Consider the following 17,950-nt stretch of genomic DNA (forward strand, 5'->3'; position numbering starts at 1 on the left):
ACACCCTCACTCCACCCCGTCCCGTCCGCACCCGCCGCGAACGACCTGCACCGCCCGTCCGCCGACAACCCCCGCTGCCGACTGAACTCCACGAACATGCCGGGGCTCGCCATGACCGTCACGCCGCCGGCCATCGCCAGGTCGCAGTCCCCGCCGCGCAGCGCGGCGGCCGCCTGGTGGAGCGCGACCAGCGAGGAGGAGCACGCCGTGTCCACCGTCACCGCCGGACCCTCCAGGCCCAGGGCGTAGGCCACCCGCCCGGAGATCACGCTGGTCGTGCTGCCGGTGAGCACGAAGCCGTCCGAACCGTCGCCCCCCTCGGAGAGCCGGGGGCCGTACTCCATGGCGGTCGCTCCGACGTAGACGCCGGTGCGGCTGCCGCGCAGCCCCGCCGGATCGATCCCCGCCGACTCCAACGCCTCCCACGACGACTCCAGCACCAGCCGCTGCTGCGGATCCATCGCCGCCGCCTCACGCGGCGAGATCCCGAAGAACTCCGCATCGAAGCCGGCGGCACCGTGCAGGAACCCGCCCTCCCGCGCGTACGACGTCCCCGGATGATCCGGATCCGGGTGGTACAACCCCTCCAGATCCCACCCACGATCCGACGGGAACGGCGAAATCGCATCCCGCCCCTCCACCACCAACCGCCACAACTCCTCCGGCGACCCCACCCCACCCGGATACCGGCACGCCATCCCCACGATCGCCACCGGCTCATCCACCGCCACCACCCGCCCCACGGACGGGTCGCGGTCCTCACCGCGCAGGTGCTCGGCCAGGGCCTGCGGGGTCGGGTGGTCGTAGACGGCGGACGCGGGCAGGTCGAGGCCGGTGGCGGCGGCCAGGCGGTCGCGCAGTTCGACGGCGCCCAGCGAGTCCAGGCCGAGGTCCTTGAAGGTCCGCCGGCTGTCCAGGCCGTGCGGGGTCGGGTGACCGAGCACCACGGCGGCCTGGGCCCGGACGAGTTCCAGCAGATCGCGGTCCCGGCGCCGCCGCTCGGGCGCACCGGTGGTGACGGCGGGCTCGACGGCGGCGGGCTCGGTCGCGGCGGGCTCGGCGAGGACGGGCCCGGCGACCGGATCCGGCTCCTCGGCGACGGCGTCCGGACCCGCCAGCCAGTACCGCTCCCGCTGGAAGGCGTACGTCGGCAGCGCGACCGCCCGGGCCGCCGCCGGACCGGTCGTGCCCGGCCCGAAGCAGCCGGACCAGTCCACCTCGCCGCCCCGCACGTGCAGCAGCCCGACCGCGCCGAGCAGGCTCGCCGCCTCCGGCCGTCCCCGGCGCAGCAGCGCCGCTCCGGCGACCTCGCCGCCCAGGCCGTCGGCCGCCGCCGTGTCCCGCACGAGCGCGGTGAGCACCGCGTCCGGGCCGAGTTCGAGGTGGGTCCGCACGCCGAGGCCGTGCAGGGCGCGCACCCCGTCGGCGAAGCGGACGGCCTCACGGGCGTGGCGCACCCAGTGCTCGGGGTCGGCCAGGGTGTCCGCCTCGACCGGCCGCCCGGTGAGGGTGGAGACCAGCGGTGTCCGGGGCCGTGCGTAGGACAGGCCGGCGGCGACCTCGCGGAAGCGGTCCAGGGCCGGTGCCATCAGCGGCGAGTGGAAGGCGTGGCCGACCCGCAGCCGGCGGGTGCGCCGGCCGAGGTCGGCGAGTTCCCCGGCGACGGCCAGCACGGCCGGTTCGGTGCCGGAGAGCACGACGGCGCGCGGGCCGTTGACGGCGGCGATGCCCACCTCCGCCTCCCGGCCGGACAGCCGGGCGAGCACCTCGGCCTCGTCGGCCTCCACCGCCACCATCGCGCCGCCCTCGGGCAGTTCGCCCATCAGCCGGCCCCGCGCGGTGATCAGCGCGGCGGCGTCGGCCAGGGTCAGCACCCCGGCGGCGTGCGCGGCGGCGATCTCGCCGATGGAGTGCCCGGCCACGGCGTCGGGGACCACGCCCCAGGACCGCAGCAGGGCGTGCAGCGCGGTGCCGAGGGCGAACAGCGCGGGCTGGGTGTACTCGGTGCGGTCCAGCAGCCCGGCCTCGGCGCTGCCCGGCTCGGCGAACAGCAGCCCGCCGAGCGGACGGTCGAGGTGCTGGTCCAGGGCGGCCAGGGTCTCGTCCAGGGCGGCCGCGAACACCGGGAAACGGGCGTGGAGTTCACGGCCGGCACCGGGCCGCTGGCTGCCCTGGCCGGGGAACAGGAAGGCGGTGCCGCCCGCCGTGCCGGTGGTACCGGTGACCACGCCGGGCGCCTCCGCGCCGTCGGCGAGCGCCTCCAGCGCGGCGGCCAGCCCCGCGCGGTCCTCGGCCACCACGACGGCACGGTCCTCGAAGGCGGTCCGGGCGGTGGCGAGCGGACCCGCGAGCGCGGCCGGACCGAGCGCGGGCCGGGCCTCCAGGTGCGCGCGCAGGGCGGCGGCCTGTGCGCGCAGCGCCGGGCCGCCCCGGCCGGACAGCAGCACGGGGGCGGGCAGCGGCACGGGGGCGGGCAGCGGAGCCTCGTCCGCCGTGGGCACGGGCACCGGCGGGGCGTCCCTCAGCACCACATGGACGTCGGTCCCGCCCATGCCGAAGGAGCTCACCCCGGCCAGCCGGGCCTGCGCGGCGGCACCGGGCCACGGGGTGCGCCCGGTGGCGACCCGCAGCCGCAGGGCCGTCAGGTCGACGGCGGGGTTGGGGGTGCGGTGGTGCAGGGTCGGCGGCAGCTCGCCGTGGTGCAGCGCGAGCACCGTCTTCAGCAGGCCGACCAGGCCGGCCGCCCCTTCCAGATGGCCCACGTTGCTCTTGGCCGAGCCCACCAGCAGCGGGTCGTCCTCGGCCCGGCCGGCACCGAGCACCCGGCCCAGGGCGGCGGCCTCCACCGGGTCGCCGACCGCCGTCCCGGTGCCGTGCAGTTCGACGTAGTGGACGGCCGCCGGGTCCACCCCGGCCTGCCGGTAGGCGGCCGCCAGCACCTCGGCCTGGCCGTCGACGCCCGGGACGGTCAGGCCCTCGGTGGCGCCGTCGTTGCCGGTGGCGCTGCCGAGCAGCACCCCGTACACCGGGTCGCCGTCCGCCAGTGCCCGGGCCAGCGGCTTCAGCAGCACGGCGACGCCGCCCTCGCCGCGCGCGTACCCGTCGGCGGCCGCGTCGAGCGGGCGGCTGCGCCCGTGCCGGGACAGGCCGCCGAAGCGGGCCGCGCCGAGCGTGCTGTCCGGTGCGGCGATCAGGTTGACCCCGAGGGCCAGGGCGAGTTCGGACTCCCCGCTGCGCAGGCTCTCGCAGGCGAGGTGGACGGCGACCAGGGAGGAGGACTGCGCGGTGTCGACGGTCAGGCTCGGGCCGCGCAGGCCCAGCTGGTAGGAGAGCCGGTTGGCGATCATGCCCCGGTTGAGGCCGGTCAAGGTGTGCCGGTCCACCGCGTCCGGGCCGCGCCGGTGCACCAGCGCCGCGTAGTCGTCCAGGAACGCGCCGACGAACACACCGGTCCGGCTGTCGCGCAGCCGCGCGGGCAGCCGCCCGGCGTCCTCCAGCACCTCCCAGCCCAGCTCCAGCACCAGCCGCTGCTGCGGGTCCATCGCGGCGGCCTCGCGCGGGGAGATCCCGAAGAAGGCCGCGTCGAAGGTGTCGATCCGCTCCAGGAAGGCGCCCGCGCGCGGCACGCCCGGGGTGTCCGACGGCCACCGGCCGGCGGGTGGCTCGCCGACGGCGTCCCGGCCCTCGCGCAGCAGGTCCCAGAACGCCCCCGGGTCGGGCGCGCCGGGCAGGCGGCAGGCCAGGCCGACCACGGCGACGGCACCGGGCGGTACCTCGGGAGCGGTGGCGGCGGCGGTGGTGGCGGGGACGGTCGCGGAGGTCTCGGGCTTGGCGGTCATCGCGGGCTGCGTGCTCCTCGTCGAGGCGGTGGCGGGGTGTCGGGGGCCGGAAGGGGGTCGGGGCGGCCGGGTGAACGGGGGCGGCCCGGCGTACGGGGGGCGGCGCGGTGTCTCGGGGCGGCGCGGTGTCTCGGGGCGGCGCGGTGTCTCGGGGCGGCGGCCGGCCGGCCGCGGGGAGGGCGCGGACGACGGCCCGCTCGTGCGGCCATGCTCAGCGGGAGGGCTAAACCACCCCTGAACGTCGGCCCGGTACACGGGCACGGAAGGCCTGCTCGGAGGGCCTGCGCGGACGGCCTGCGCGGACGGCCTGCTCCGAACGCCGGGCTCAGATCGGTTCGGCGAGCCGTGCCCACAGCTCCCGCTCGACGGGCGTGGGCGGCACCCCGGCCATCGACCGCTCGGGATGCCCGGCCGGCGGACCGGTGCGCACCGACGGCGCCGGAGGGTCCCACTCCGAGCCGTCGGTGCACGGCATCGGCGCCCAGCCGGCGGCGAACCACCGCATCGGCAGCAGGACGTGACGCAGCGCCCAGCCCGCGGCCCGGCGCCAGGCGGTCCGCCGCGACGATGCCGGCGGTTGCGGTGCTTCCACCTCGGTACCTCCCGGGGTTCTCGGGGTCACAGTGAGCCACCCACCCTCCAGGACGGCGCGAAACCGCCGCTCAACCGGGTCTGAACCCCGGCGGCGCCCCGCCGGGGTTCAGACCCGGTTCAGCCCCTCGGGCCACGATGGCCCGGCAGCCCCGCCCACCGCCGCCCGCGCCCGGGAGCACCGATCGGAGAGCCTTGATGGAAACGACCGCCGACCCGGCCCGCGCCCTGCTGGACCTCCGTCGGCAGGGCCGCCTCGCCGCCGAGTACCCCGCCGTCCGCACCCTGCTCGCCGAGGCCGACGCCGCCGGGACCGCGCACGCCGGCCGGATCCTGGCCGGGCTCGACCCGGACGAGGTGCTGGCCGCCCACCCCGGCACCGCCACGCTCACCGTCGCCGTCCTCGGCCACGGCACCGTCGGCCCGCTGATCGCCCCGCTGACCGGCGAACTGGCACGCCACGGACTGCTGCTGCGCCCGCACCAGGGGAACTTCGACAGCTGGGTGTTCGACCTGTCCGACCCCGGCAGCCCGCTCTACGCCGCCGACCCCGACCTCGTCCTCTGCCTGCTCGACCCGGCCGTGGTCCTCGACGAGGTCCCGCTGCCCTGGCGGCCGGAGGACGTGGCCCGGGTGGCCGACGCGAAGGTCGAGCTGATCGGCCGGCTGGCGGAGCGCTTCGCGGCCACCGCCCGCGGGGTGCTGGTCCTCAACACCCTTCCGCTCCCCCGCCGCTGGACCCACCAGCTGGTCGACCACCAGTCCCGGGCCCGGCTCGGCGCGATCTGGCGGGAGGCCAACGCCCGGCTGCTGCGCCTGGGCGAGGAGAACGCGTCCGTGGTGGTCATCGACCTCGACCCGCTGCTCGCCGAGGGCGTCCCCGCCGCCGACCCCCGGCTCGACGTCTACGCCAAGGCCCACCTCTCCGACCAGTTGCTCGCCGCCTACGCCCGCGAGGCCGGGCACCTGGCCCGCCATCTGGCCGGGCTGACCCGCAAGGTGCTCGTCCTGGACCTGGACCAGACGGTGTGGGGCGGGATCCTCGGCGACGACGGCCCGGAGGGCATCGAGGCGGCCGGCACCCCGCGCGGCGAGGCGTTCCGCGCCTTCCAGCGGGCGGTCAAGCAACTGGGCTCCCAGGGCGTCCTGCTGGCCGCCGCCAGCAAGAACGACCGCGAGCCGGTCCTGTCGGTGCTGCGCGACCACCCCGACATGACGCTGCGGGAGGAGGACTTCGTCCGGGTGACGGCCGACTGGCGCCCCAAGCCGGACGGGATCACCGGCCTCGCCGAGGCGCTCAACCTCGGCACCTCCGGCTTCGTCTTCGTGGACGACTCGCCCTACGAACGCGGCCTGATCCGCCGCGAGTTGCCCGAGGTCGCGGTGGTCGCGGTGGACGAGGAGCCGGCCCTCCACCTCGAACGGCTGCTGGCCGACGGCTGGTTCGACGTGCGCAGGCTGACCGGCGAGGACCGGGCGCGCACCGAGCTCTACCGGGGCGAGGCCGCCCGCAGCGACTTCCTCCAGGGCTTCGACTCGCTCGCCGACTACCTCGACGAGCTGGAGGTGCGGGTCCGGCTGCGCCCGCTGTCCGCCGACGAGCTCCCCCGGGTGTCCCAACTGACACTGCGCACGAACCAGTTCAACCTGACCACCCGACGGCTGCAGCCCGCCGAGGTGGCCGCCTTCGCCGGCGCCGAGGGCTCCGGGGTGCTCACCGTGCGCTCTGCCGACCGGTTCGGCGACAACGGCCTGGTCGGCGCGGTCTTCCTGGCCCGCGAGGGCGAGACCCTGCGGATCGACAACTTCCTGCTCAGCTGCCGGGTGTTCTCCCGCGGCATCGAACAGGCGGTGCTCTCCGCCGTCCTCGGCCTGGCCGCCGGGACCGGCCTGCGCGAGGTCACCGGCCACTACCGGCCGAGCCCGCGCAACGGGACGGTCAAGGACCTCCTCCCCCGGTACGGCTTCGCCCCCGCCGACGGAACCGCGCCACCGGACGGCGCCCTCGCCTTCCGCCACGACCTCGGCACCGAACTGACCCCGCCCGGCCACCTGCGGCTCGACGCCGAACTGGCCGGCCTCCTGGAAGGAACCCCCGCATGAGCGACTCCGACGGCCTGGCCGAGCTGATCTCCGTGGCCGGCACCGAACTGGGCCTCCCGCTCGGCCCCGAGTACGCCGAGGTGGACTTCGACGACCTCCCCGGCTGGGACTCGCTCCACCTGCTGGTCCTGCTCACCACCCTGGAGCGGAGCAGCGGCCGCCGGCTCTCGCTCCCCGACCTGCTCCAGGCCCGCACGCTCGCCGACATCCACCGGATCGTCACGGTCTGACACCCCCGCACGACGCCCAACCCACCCGCCGCACCACCCTGATCGAGGTTCCCATGGCCCGCATCCTCACCCTCTCCGGCAGCCCGTCCGCCACCTCCCGCACCACCCGCCTGCTCGGCGCGGCGGCCCACCGCCTCGAAGCCCGGGGCCACCAGGTGACCGCCCTGGAGGTCCGCCGGCTGCCCGCCGAGGTGCTCACCGGCTCGGACGTCACCCACCCCGCCGTCACCGAGGTCGCCGACCTGCTGCAGCGGGTCGACGGCGTCGTGGTGGGCACGCCCGTCTACAAGGCGGCCTACTCGGGCCTGTTGAAGTGCCTGCTGGACCTGCTGCCGCAGTACGCGCTGGCGGGCCGGACGGTGCTGCCGCTGGCCACCGGAGGCTCCCCGGCGCACGTCCTGGCCGTGGACTACGCCCTGCGGCCGGTCCTCAGCGCCATGGGGGCCGCACACGTCACCCAGGGCTGGTTCGTCCTCGACAGTCACATCCTCACCACCCCGGACGGCGCCGTCGACCTCGCCCCCGCCGCCGCCACCGCCCTCGACGAGGTCGTCGGCCGCTTCGCCGACGCCCTGCCGGCCGCCCCCGAGGGCGAGTTGCTCGGCGCGCCCGGTGTCCCGCACCCGGCGGCGGTCGCCACGGCCGCCCGCTGACCCGCCGATCCGCCGGCCTGCGGGCCCCCGCCTCCGGGCCGCCACCGGCGACCCGGAGGCGGGGCGTTCGGCGGCCTGCGGGCGCGGCCGGCGCGGCCGTCGTCCGTCAGGCCGGGTAGCGGATCGACCCCAGCGGCGGGCAGGGCAGGAGCGTCGCTCCGGCGCCGGGGCGCTCGACGAAGGCCCGCGCCTCGGAGGCCCGCAGCCGGTGGTGGTCCAGTTCGTCGGCGTGCCAGGCGTCGCGCCTGGCCCGGCCGTAGTCCCAGGTGTCGTCGATGAGGCTGAGGCTGGTGTTGCCGGCGCTGCGCCGGAAGTCGGCCTGCACGGCGGTCCGTTGCAGCGCGTCCTGGGTCACCGCGAGGTCGAGCCGGGTGATCAGGACGCCGGGGGTGTGCGGTTCACGGGTCGGCATCGGGGCCTGCGGGAGCAGGGAGACGCCGGTGTCGTAGCGGCTGATGTTGTCGATGCTCGCGCGCTGGGCGTCACTCATCATGATCCGCATCTCCCGGTGCGCCCAGTACACCTCGTCGAGGTCGGCCTCGGTGATGCGCATCCGCCCGTACAGGGCCCGGAAGCGGGGGTCGTGGTGCAGCGGGAGCAGCGGGGCCGCGTGGAGCGCCACGCAGTCGTTGAAGCCGTACGACACCGCGGCGTCGAGGTGGTGGACGACCTCGTCCGCCCGCCCCTGCGCGCAGGCCACCCCCGCGAGGCCGGCGTGGCCGGAGGCGGCGAGCCAGGCGCCGTCGGGGCCGAGCGCCGCGGCCCGCGCGACGACGTCGTGGAGGCTCCCGGTCCCGGCCGCCGCGGCGGACGGTCCCCCGGTCAGGATCCCCACCACCACGTCGTGAAGACGGGCGACCAGCGAGTTGACGGTGTCGGCCATGGATCTCCTCGGACTCGGACGGTGGTGCGCGTGGCGGAGGCGGTGCGTCGGTGACGGCCCCCGTGGAGATGACGGGCCGACGGAGCCGGCGGTTCCGGGAAGCGCGTGCGACCCGGGCGTGCCTCAGCCCAGCTTCTGCAGCACCACGTACTGGTTCGCGTTGAGCAGGTCCGTGCTGTAGTGCAGCGTGCCGTCCGGCTGCATCGTGACCTGGCGGTAGACCGACCGGTCGGTGATGCACGCCGCGCCGGGCGAGGAGTCGGTCGTCCGGGAGGCGTAGGTGAGCCGGCTGTCGCCGGCCTCGCTGAGCGTCCACGCGCCTTCGCACCAGATGCCGGTCTTCGGTGTCTCGGCGCGGATGGTGCTCTTCTCCTCGCTCCTCGCCGACTGGACGATCTTGAGGGTGACGGTGGTGACCGCCCCGTCCTCCGCCGTGCGCTGACCCACCCATGTCCCGAGGAACTTCGCGGGGACGGCGCCCTGCCCCGGCTGGTCCGCCGGGGACTCCGCCGGCTCGGGGCTCGTCGCGGCGGGGGCGGGCGGGGCGGCGGGCGTCGTCCGTTCCCCGGCCGCGGCGGTCCTCCCGCCGTCGTCCCCCAGCCGCTCGATCAGCAGGTACCCGCCGCCCAGCAGCAGGGCGACGGCCAGCACCGCGGCCGCCACGCCGTAGCCGCGCCGACGGCGCGGCGCGGAGTGCGGCCCGTGGCCCGTTGCGGTGGCCTGGCCCGGCGGCGCCGGGAACGGCGCGGAGTGGGGCGTCGACGGGTACGACGCCGACGGGTACGTGGCCGACGGATGCGTGGCCGGCGGGTACGGCGGCGCCGGGTACGCTCCGGCCGGACCGGTGGGGCCCCCGGCCGGCGGGCCGAAGCCCGGCGCGGCCGGCGGTCCGAAGCCGGGCGGCGCGGCCGGGAGCACGGGGGCGCCGCCGCCCGGGACGGCTTCCGGCACCCCGGCGAGCGTCCTGTTCCCGGTGTCCGGTCCCGCCGGGGCCGTCCGCTCCCCCTCCAGGTCCAGCAGCTGCACGGCGCTGCGCCCGACCGCCGCCGCCAGCGCCGGAGGCAGCCAGTCGCCGTGGCCGAGCCGGGCGGCGGCCGCGCCGTCGGGGTCCAGCCGTTCCCGCAGCAGCGCGGGCGTCGGGCGGGCGGCCGGGTCCTTGGCCAGGCAGTCACGGACCAGGGGGTACAGCGGGCCGGCCAGCCCGGCGAGGTCGGGCTCCTCGTGCAGCACCCGGTAGAGCAGGACCGGCGCGCTCACCCCGGAGCCGAAGGGCATCGTGCCGGTCGCCGCGTACGCGAGCACCGCGCCGAGCGAGAAGACGTCACCGGCCGGCCCGGCGGGCAGTCCGTTCGCCTGCTCGGGCGACATGAAGCCCGGCGAGCCGAACACCTGGCCGGAGCGGGTGAGCGCGGAGGTGGCGTCCAGGGCTCGGGCGATGCCGAAGTCGATCAGCCGCGGCCCGTCCAGGGTCAGCAGCACGTTCGACGGCTTGACGTCCCGGTGCACCAGCCCGAGGCCGTGCACATGGGCGAGCGCCCCGGCGAGGCCGACGCCGAGGGTGCGGACGGCGGGCTCCGGCAGCGGCCCGAAGTCCCGGACGGCGGTGGTGAGCGCGGGCCCGGCGACGTAGCCGGTGGCCACCCAGGGCTGCCCGCCCTCGGTGTCCGCGTCGAGGACCGGCGGGGTCCAGGTGCCGCCGACCCGCCGGGCGGCCGCCACCTCGTGCCGGAACCGGGCCCGGAACTCGGCGTCCCCGGCCAGGTCGCGACGGACCACCTTGACGGCGACGGTCCGCCCGCCGGGACTCCGGCCGAGGTAGACCCGGCCCATTCCACCCGCTCCGAGCTGCCGCAGCAGGCGGTACTCGCCCACCTGCCGCGGATCGTCCGCCGCCAGCGGTTCCATCGCCCATCCTCCCCTCGACGACCGTCGCGGCCGTCCCCGCCTCACGCGTCCCACCCGACGCCGGCGGTCCGGGACCGCCCTGGGGACAAGATCACGGTCGCAGAACGGCCGTCAGATGATCATAGGCTCGCACCCCCGCGCTGCCGACCCCCCGTCAGCCCGCGCTCCCCACAGGCCCTTCCCCGCGATTTTCCCGGGGCGTCGCCGGCTCGCCGCCGAGCCGCCCGCCGCGGCGTCGTCGCCGGTGCTACGCTGCCCGCCCCGAGTACGTTCCTGTCCGCCACCGCTGGTACGTTCGCCGTCGATCCAATCCGGTCGAACAGGAAGGTCGGTACCGACCGTTGACTCATCCCTCCCGTATACGGCGGCCACGCTCGCCGCTGCGCACGGCCGTGGCCGTGGCGGCCTCGGCGGCAGCGTTCGGCATGGCCGCGAGCAGTGGCACGGTGGCCGTCGCGGCGCCGGCCGCACCGGTTGCCGGGCTGCAGGCCCAGTTCGCCGCCGCGGCCAAGGAGTTCAAGGTCCCCGAGAGCGTCCTGCTCGCGGTCTCCTACCAGCAGACCCGCTGGGAGTCGCACCAGGGCCTCCCGAGCACCACCGGCAACTACAACGTCATGGGCCTCACCCAGGTCGACCTGGCGGCGGTCGCGGCGGCCCAGGCCGCCGCCCAGCCGGAGGTCGACCTGCGCGGTGACGGCGACGCCCCGGCCGCGCGCCGGGCGGCGGCCCCCGTCCCGGCGCCCCCCGCCGACAGCCCCGCGCTGCACACCCTGGAGGCCGCGGCCAAGCTGATCGGGCGGCCCGAGGCGGAACTGCGCGAGAACACCCTGCAGAGCATCCGCGGCGGCGCGGCGCTCCTCGCCGAACAGCAGCGCGGGGCGAAGAAGCCGCAGTCCGCCGACCCGGCCGCCTGGTACGACGCGGTGGTCCGCTTCAGCAACGGCGGGGCGCCGGGTCAGGGCTCGGCCGAGGGCCAGGAGTTCGCGGACCGGGTGTTCGGCACCCTCAAGGTCGGCGCGGTCCGGACCACCTCCGAGGGCCAGCGGGTGACGCTCACCGCCGACCCGGCCGCCGCCGCGCACAGCCCGGCGGTCGACCGCGGGGTGGCGCGCGGGGTCGAGCGGCAGCCCGGATCGCGGGACACCGCGCTCGCCGCAGCGCCCGCCGCAGCGCCCGCCGCGCCCTCGATCGCGGCCGCCGACCCGATCGAGTGCCCGGCCACGCTGGGCTGCGACTTCCGGCCGGCCGCCTACGCGAAGAACAGCGCCGACGTCAACGACTTCGGCAACTACTCCATCGCCAACCGCTCCGGCGTGGACATCGACTACATCGTCATCCACGACACCGAGGGCGGCTACGCGGGCTCGCTGGCCACCTTCCAGAACCCGGCCACCCTGGCGAGCGCGCACTACCTGCTGCGGTCCAGCGACGGCCACGTCACCCAGATGGTGGCGAACAAGGACATCGCCTGGCACGCCGGCAACAAGACCTTCAACATGAACAGCGTCGGCATCGAGCACGAGGGCTACGCGCTGAGCGGCGCCGCCTGGTACTCGGAGCAGCTGTACCAGTCCTCGGCGACGCTCACCCGCTACCTGGCCGACCGGTTCGGGGTCCCGCTGGACCGCGAGCACATCATCGGCCACGACGAGGTCCCGGGGCCGATCCAGAGCTCCGTCAACGGCATGCACTGGGACCCGGGCACGTTCTGGGACTGGAACCACTACATGGACCTGGTCGGCGGGCACGTCACGCCGGACCAGGGCTACGCGGTCGGCGGCCGGATCACCGTCAACCCGCCGTTCTCCAACGCCTACCGGCCGACGATCAACAACGTCGCGTCCCAGCCGGCGAACTTCGTCTACCTGTACAGCTCGCCCGGCGGCCCGCTGATCGGCAACGGCACCCAGAACGCCTCGGACTGGTCCGACAAGGCGGTGGCCGGCGGCAGCTACGTGGTCGCCGAGATCCAGGGCCAGTGGATCGCCATCTGGTACAACGGCCGCAAGGCCTGGTTCTGGAACGACGGCACCATGGCCGCCGCCGACAACCGCCCGGGCCAGTACGCGCTGACCCCGAAGGCCGGCCTCAGCAGCGTCGCGGTGTACGGCCGCTCCTACCCGGAGTACAACGCCTACGCGGCGTTCCACGTCCCGGCGCCGAGCCCGAACATCGTCGCCCTGGACTACACCCTGCCCGCCGGCCAGCTCTACGTCCCGGCCTCCACGACGCCGGTGGCGGGCGCCTTCTACTACGCCCCGACCGTCGACGGCAGCGCGCCGTACGACCGCAGCTGGGTCACCGGCGGCGTCACGTACTACCCGATCCGGTACAACCACCGGCTCGCCTTCGTCTCGGCCGACGACGTCGACCTCGTGCCGGCCAAGACCGACGTGCTGGCCAGCGGCGAGCGGGTGCAGTTGCTGGCGCAGACCAGCAGCGGCCCGGTGAACGCCGGTGCCAACTTCACCCGCGGTGCGTGGGAGAAGTACCACGCGATGCCGACCGTCCCCGGCCCGGCGGACCCGAACCAGAGCTTCGGCGTGCTGTACATGGGCAGCCAGCTGCACGCGGTGACGGTCGCCAACGGGCACGTCTACACCGCCGACCGCAACCTCTACACCGGCGTGTGGACGCCCTGGTACGACCTCCAGGTCACCGGTGCGGCCGGTCCGCTGTCGTCCCCCGTGACCGAGGTCGCGGTCGCGGCCACCGGGACGAAGATGCACGTGGTCGTCGTCTCCGGCGGCCGTCTGCTGGAGGCCGCCGCCGACTACTCGGCGGGCCGCTGGTACCCGTGGGGCGACATCTCCGGGGTGCTCGGCCTGCCGTCCGGCGCGCTGAACCGGATCGCGGCGACCGCGAGCGGCAACGTGATGTACATCAACGGCGTCGGCACCGACGGCCACGTCTACATCGCCGACGCCGACTACAACCGGGGCGTCTGGGGCTTCGGCGACGTCACCGGCGCGGTCGGCCCGCTGAGCGGGACGATCACCGGCCTGGCCACCGTCGCCGTCGGCTCGCAGCAGCACGTGCTGGCCCTCGTCGACGGCAAGGTCAAGCAGGCCACCGCCGACTACGCGGCCGGCCGGTGGAACGGCTGGGGCGACGTCTCCGCCGTCACCGGGCAGACCGCCCCGCTGAGCAAGCTCGCGGTCACCTTCACCGGCACCAACCTCCGGCTGTTCGGCGTCTACAACGGCCAGGTCGTCTGCGCCAACGGCGACTACGCCCTCGGCCGCTGGTCGACCTGGATGGACACCCAGGCCCCGGGTGCGGCCGGTCCGATCGACCCGGCCACCACCGTGGCGGTGGCCGGCGCCTGACCGGTCCCCGTCCCCGGACGCGCCGCTGCCCCCGACGGGCCTCCGTCGGGGGCAGCGGCGTTCTACGCGTCCGGGCCGGCCGGGTCGCGGTTCAGCAGTGGTCCTCGGTCTTGTAGATGATCCACGCGTCCGACGCGAACAGCGCCGACTGGCCCGGCTGAACGCACCTTGTCGCGTGCCAGCCGTCGAAGTACAACGCCTCGACCGTGATGGCGTGGTCCTCGCAGTTCCGGTAGTACTTGTATTCCCCGCTGGTGTACTGACCGCAGGGAGGATCCGTTACCACTGCCCCGGCGGAGGCCGCCGGGACCAGGAGCGCGGCCCCGGTCACGATCGCGGCAAGGCCCGCCCTGAGGGAGTTCTTCGAGATGGACATGCCCGTCAGGGTGCGCCCTGGCCCTATATTTCCTCTACGACCGACCCTTGCGCGCACTGCGCGGAGGGCGGGCCGGGGGCGTGCGGCGCGGGGCGCGATCGGGAGCCCGATTCCGTGCGCCGGGGCTCGTGCGGGCGGAGGGCGTGTGGGCGGCGGGTGCGGCGGGCAGCACCGCGACGGCAGAACCGTCGGCAGAGGAGGACCGATGTACCAACTCTCCCTCTCCCTGTGGCGCACGTGCGTCCCGTACGTCGTCGCGTTCCTCGCGGTGCAGGCCGCGCGGCTCGGCGTCGACCTCGACAACGCCTCCCTCACCGCCGCGCTGGTCACCGGCTTCGGCACGGCCTACTACGCGGCGTTCCGGTTCCTGGAGCACCGGTTCGGCGCGGCCTGGGGGTGGTTCCTGGGGGCCGCCCGGCCGCCCGCGTACCCGTCCCCGGCGCCCGCGCCGGCCCGGTTCGAGGACCTGAACGTCCCCGAAGGCGGCTGACCCGGAATCCGGCACCGCGCACCGACAAGGGGTTGCGGAGCGACCTGATCCGCAACCCCGAATACCGCGTGCAGTATGACAATTATCCTTTTCAATAAAGCCCTTGACGGGTCGTCACCGGAATATCAAACTGAGCCTGCCGATCCCTGCATCAGGATCTCACGGGCCGCCATTTCCCCGGACCCTTGATGCACGAAGTGAACGGAGGGGGAATTGCCGACGACACCGACCTACCCGGGCGTCTACATCGAAGAGCTTCCCAGTGGCGTCCGCACCGTCACCGCGGTCAGCACGTCGGTGACCGCCTTCGTCGGGGCCACCCGGCGCGGACCGCTCGACCAGCCCGTCACGATCACCGGTTTCGCGGATTTCGAACGCCGTTTCGGCGGGCTCGCGAGCGACAGCCCGGTCAGCTACGCCGTCCAGCAGTTCTTCCTCAACGGGGGCTCGGTCGCGGTCGTCGTCCGGGTCGCCGCGGCCGGCACCGGCGCCGCCGCCGGCGTCACGCTCGGCTCGACCCAGACCTCCGCCGCCACCCCGGTCCTGGAGGTCACCGCGGTCGAACCGGGGCTCTGGGGCGCGGCGCTGCGGGTCGCCGTCGACTACCGGACGCCGACCCCGGCCGAGACCTTCAACCTCCAGGTCTCCGACACCTCCGGCGCCGTCCGGGAGTCCTTCACGGACCTCTCGGTGCGGGCCGCCGACCCCCGGTTCGCCGAGTCGGCGGTCAACGGCGGCTCGGCGGTGGTCCGGGTGAGGGTCCTGGCGGAGAGCCGGCCGGACCCGGTGGGCACCGTCTCCAAGCCGTTCCCGGTCGCGCTGCCGGACCTCACCCACGAGGTCCAGGTCAAGATCGGCGACGTCGCGCGGACTCTCAGGATCCACGACCCGGCCGTGGACGGCGCCCCACCGGCCGGCATCGCCGAACTCGCCCTGCTGCTGGAGCGCAAGCTGCGCGCCCTGCCGGACGCGCCGGGCCGGCGGGCCTTCGCGGGCACCCGGGTCAGCGTGTTCGGCCGGCAGCTGCAGGTCGTCGCGGGCTCCACCGACCCGGCCGACGTGGTGCGCTTCCTCGGCGAGGCCGCCAACAACCTCGGCCTCGAAGGCTCGGTCAGCCCGCCGGTGCACGCCCTCACCGGCGGGCGGGACGGCGGCGCCCCCGGCCTGACCGACCTGATCGGCAGCGAGGCGGGCAAGACCGGCATCCAGGCCCTGCGCGACGTGCAGGACGTCAATCTGCTGGTGCTGCCGGAACTGGCCGGCTACGCCGACCTCGACGAGGCCGTCACGGTCGTCTCGGCCGCCCAGGCGCTCTGCGCGGAGAAGCGGATGTTCCTGATCGTCGACTCGCCGCAGGCGTGGACGACGCTGGACGCCGCCCGGGCGGGCCTGTCCGCCTTCGACTCGGTGCGCAGCGACCACGCGGCGCTGTACTTCCCGCACCTGGAGCTGGTCGACCCGCTCACCGGGCGGCTGCGGGCCTTCCCGCCCTCGGGCACCGTCGCCGGGGTGATGGCGCGCACCGACGGGCAGCGGGGCGTGTGGAAGGCCCCGGCGGGCACCGAGGCCGGGCTGCCCGGGGTGCGCGCGCTGACCGTCCCGCTGACGGACCGGGAGAACGGCCTGCTGAACCCGCTCGCGGTCAACTGCCTGCGGACGTTCCCGGTGGTGGGCCCGGTGGTGTGGGGCGCCCGGACGATGGCCGGCGCCGACGTGCTGGGCTCGCAGTGGAAGTACGTGCCGGTGCGGCGCCTCGCGCTGATGCTGGAGGAGAGCCTCTACCGCGGCACCAAGTGGGTCGTGTTCGAGCCCAACGACGAGCGGCTGCGGGCGCAGATCCGGCTGAACGTGGGTGCGTTCCTGCACTCGCTGTTCCAGCAGGGCGCGTTCCAGGGCACCTCCGCGCGTTCGGCCTATTTCGTCAAGTGCGACAAGGACACCACCACGCAGGACGACATCAATCGCGGTGTGGTGAACGTCGTGGTCGGATTCGCGCCGCTGAAACCCGCGGAATTCGTGATCGTCAAGATCGAGCAGCTCGCCGGACAGTTCGAGGTTTAGGATCTCCATGGTCGAGTTCACCGTCAATCCGCACCGGTTCGATCCGTACAAGAACTTCAAATTCCTGGTCGTCTGGGACGGCCGGGTGGTCGCCGGGGTCAGCAAGGTCAGCCCGCTCAAGCGCACCACCGAGGTGGTGAAGCACCGCAGCGGGGGCGATCCGAGCGCGCCGCGGAAGTCCCCGGGGCGCACCGACTTCGAGGCCGTCACCCTGGAGCGCGGCGTCACCCACGACCCGGAGTTCGACCGCTGGGCCAACAAGGTCTGGATGGTCGGCGCGGGCCGCGGGGCGGAGGTGTCGCTGCGGGACTTCCGCAAGGACCTGGTGATCCAGGTGCTCAACGAGGCCGGCCAGGTGGCGGTCGCCCACAAGCTGTACCGCGCCTGGCCGAGCGAGTACCAGGTGCTCGGCGAACTCGACGCCAACGCCAACGCGGTGGCGATCCAGAGCCTCAAGCTGGAGGTGGAGGGCTGGGAGCGGGACGAGGAGACGCCCGAGCCCGAAGAACCGTCGTTCCAGCAGCCGGCCTGAGCGGCGGCACCGTGGAACTCGCCGGGCAGGCCGCCCTGTTGGCCACCTGGGAGGCCGGCCTGGCGGCCGGTCGCACCGGGCGGGCGCTGTTGCTGCACACCGTCGCGCGCCCCGGCGCCGGCCCGGAGGAGCTCCTGGCCGTCCCGCTCGGCGAGCGGGACGCCGAACTGTTCGGCCTGCGCACCGCGCTGTTCGGCGAGCGGCTCACCATGCGGGCCGGCTGCCCGCGCTGCCCGGAGGACCTGGAGTTCACGCTGGACGCCGGGCAGGTGGCCGGTGCCGCACGGCCGGTGACCGGGCCGCTGCGGGTGGAGCTGGACGGCTGGCGGGTCGGTTTCCGCCCGGCCACCCCCGGCGACCTCGCCGCCGCCGAACAGGCCCCCGCCGGCCGGGCCAGGGCGGTCCTGCTGCAACGGTGCGTGCTGACCGCCGAGCACGACGGGGAGCCGGTGGCCGCCCGCCGGCTCCCCGAACCGGTGCAACGGCGGATGGCCGAGGCCGCGGCCGCCGCCGACCCCTGCGCGGACATCCGGCTGAACCTCGGCTGCCCCGGGTGCGGCGGGCAGGCCCTCGCCGAGCTGGACATCGCCTCCTATCTCTGGGAGGAGCTGGACGACTGGGCCCGGGCCACCCTGCTCGACGTCCATCTGCTGGCCACCGCCTACGGCTGGAGCGAGCCGGAGGTCCTGGCGCTCAGCCCGCTGCGGCGCCGCTACTACCTGGAGCTGTGTGCCGATGCCTGACCACTTCGACCGCCTGCTGGCCAAGAGCGACCCGGACCGGGCCGGGGTGCGGGTGCGGCCGCGCCTGCCGGGGCCCTTCGAACGGATCGAGCCGCTCGGGCCGACGCCGCCGCCCGTCGACAAGGAGCCGGGTGCACCGGAGCGGCGGCCCGCGCCCGCACCGCTCCCCCGGCCGTCGGCGGAGCCGCGCCCGCCGGCCCCCCCCGGGGAGCCCC

Annotated in this window: 13 protein-coding genes and 1 pseudogene; 9 read left to right on the forward strand and 5 right to left on the reverse strand. The window is 75.3% G+C overall.

From position 1 onward, the window contains the following. Both ACFXAM_RS30495 and ACFXAM_RS30500 read right to left on the reverse strand, forming a co-directional pair. On the reverse strand, positions 1-3,839 hold a 3,839-nt coding region (locus ACFXAM_RS30495), incomplete at its 3' end, for a type I polyketide synthase (protein WP_380296118.1). Between the two features lie 325 nt (positions 3,840-4,164). Then, positions 4,165-4,431 carry a DUF6059 family protein gene (locus ACFXAM_RS30500; RefSeq protein WP_380296119.1) on the reverse strand — a complete coding sequence of 89 codons (267 nt, stop codon included), beginning with the start codon at positions 4,429-4,431 and terminating at the stop codon, positions 4,165-4,167. Positions 4,432-4,628: 197 nt separating this feature from the next. Here ACFXAM_RS30500 and ACFXAM_RS30505 point away from each other — a divergent pair, with 197 nt between their 5' ends. Genes ACFXAM_RS30505 through ssuE form a run of 3 tightly spaced genes read left to right on the forward strand, consistent with a single transcriptional unit; the run spans position 4,629 to position 7,416 of the window. After that, the gene (locus ACFXAM_RS30505) at positions 4,629-6,533 is read left to right on the forward strand and encodes an HAD-IIIC family phosphatase (protein ID WP_380296121.1); all 1,905 of its coding nucleotides are present in this window, start codon (positions 4,629-4,631) and stop codon (positions 6,531-6,533) included. Then, positions 6,530-6,763 (forward strand): phosphopantetheine-binding protein, encoded by a 234-nt coding sequence (locus ACFXAM_RS30510; RefSeq protein WP_380296122.1) that lies wholly within the window; start codon positions 6,530-6,532, stop codon positions 6,761-6,763. Before ACFXAM_RS30505 ends, ACFXAM_RS30510 begins: the two co-directional genes overlap by 4 nt. 53 nt (positions 6,764-6,816) lie before the next feature. Beyond that, positions 6,817-7,416, forward strand: coding sequence for an NADPH-dependent FMN reductase (gene ssuE, locus ACFXAM_RS30515; RefSeq protein WP_380296124.1), 600 nt, complete (start codon positions 6,817-6,819; stop codon positions 7,414-7,416). 106 nt (positions 7,417-7,522) lie between these two features. Here the strand turns inward: ssuE and ACFXAM_RS30520 are convergent, their stop codons facing one another. After that, complete coding sequence (locus ACFXAM_RS30520; protein WP_380296126.1) at positions 7,523-8,299, reverse strand: hypothetical protein; 777 nt, start codon at positions 8,297-8,299, stop codon at positions 7,523-7,525. A 123-nt stretch (positions 8,300-8,422) separates the two neighbouring features. Beyond that, on the reverse strand, positions 8,423-10,204 hold the full coding sequence (locus tag ACFXAM_RS30525; RefSeq protein ID WP_380296128.1) for a serine/threonine-protein kinase: 1,782 nt from the start codon (positions 10,202-10,204) through the stop codon (positions 8,423-8,425). 425 nt (positions 10,205-10,629) lie between these two features. Here ACFXAM_RS30525 and ACFXAM_RS30530 point away from each other — a divergent pair, with 425 nt between their 5' ends. Continuing rightward, positions 10,630-13,533, forward strand: a complete 2,904-nt coding sequence (locus tag ACFXAM_RS30530; RefSeq protein WP_380296129.1) for an N-acetylmuramoyl-L-alanine amidase — start codon at positions 10,630-10,632, stop codon at positions 13,531-13,533. Positions 13,534-13,624: 91 nt separating this feature from the next. Here ACFXAM_RS30530 and ACFXAM_RS30535 read toward each other — a convergent pair whose 3' ends face one another. Then, on the reverse strand, positions 13,625-13,909 hold the full coding sequence (locus ACFXAM_RS30535) for a DUF6355 family natural product biosynthesis protein (RefSeq protein WP_380296131.1): 285 nt from the start codon (positions 13,907-13,909) through the stop codon (positions 13,625-13,627). A 205-nt stretch (positions 13,910-14,114) separates the two neighbouring features. On the opposite strand from ACFXAM_RS30535, the gene ACFXAM_RS30540 reads away from it, so the two are divergent. The 5 genes and pseudogenes from ACFXAM_RS30540 to ACFXAM_RS30560 form a co-directional block, all read left to right on the forward strand. Then, complete coding sequence (locus ACFXAM_RS30540) at positions 14,115-14,399, forward strand: hypothetical protein (protein ID WP_380296132.1); 285 nt, start codon at positions 14,115-14,117, stop codon at positions 14,397-14,399. A gap of 213 nt (positions 14,400-14,612) precedes the next feature. Further along, complete coding sequence (locus ACFXAM_RS30545; protein ID WP_380296134.1) at positions 14,613-16,460, forward strand: phage tail sheath family protein; 1,848 nt, start codon at positions 14,613-14,615, stop codon at positions 16,458-16,460. Between the two features lie 7 nt (positions 16,461-16,467). After that, on the forward strand, positions 16,468-16,992 hold the full coding sequence (locus ACFXAM_RS30550) for a phage tail protein (protein WP_350550005.1): 525 nt from the start codon (positions 16,468-16,470) through the stop codon (positions 16,990-16,992). A gap of 11 nt (positions 16,993-17,003) precedes the next feature. After that, positions 17,004-17,735 carry a hypothetical protein gene (locus tag ACFXAM_RS30555; protein ID WP_380296135.1) on the forward strand — a complete coding sequence of 244 codons (732 nt, stop codon included), beginning with the start codon at positions 17,004-17,006 and terminating at the stop codon, positions 17,733-17,735. Beyond that, positions 17,728-17,950 (forward strand): annotated as a pseudogene (locus tag ACFXAM_RS30560) (hypothetical protein); the annotation flags it as partial. The gene ACFXAM_RS30555 and the pseudogene ACFXAM_RS30560, both read left to right, overlap by 8 nt.

This window comes from Kitasatospora sp. NPDC059462 (genome assembly GCF_042749955.1).
Lineage (GTDB): Bacteria > Actinomycetota > Actinomycetes > Streptomycetales > Streptomycetaceae > Kitasatospora.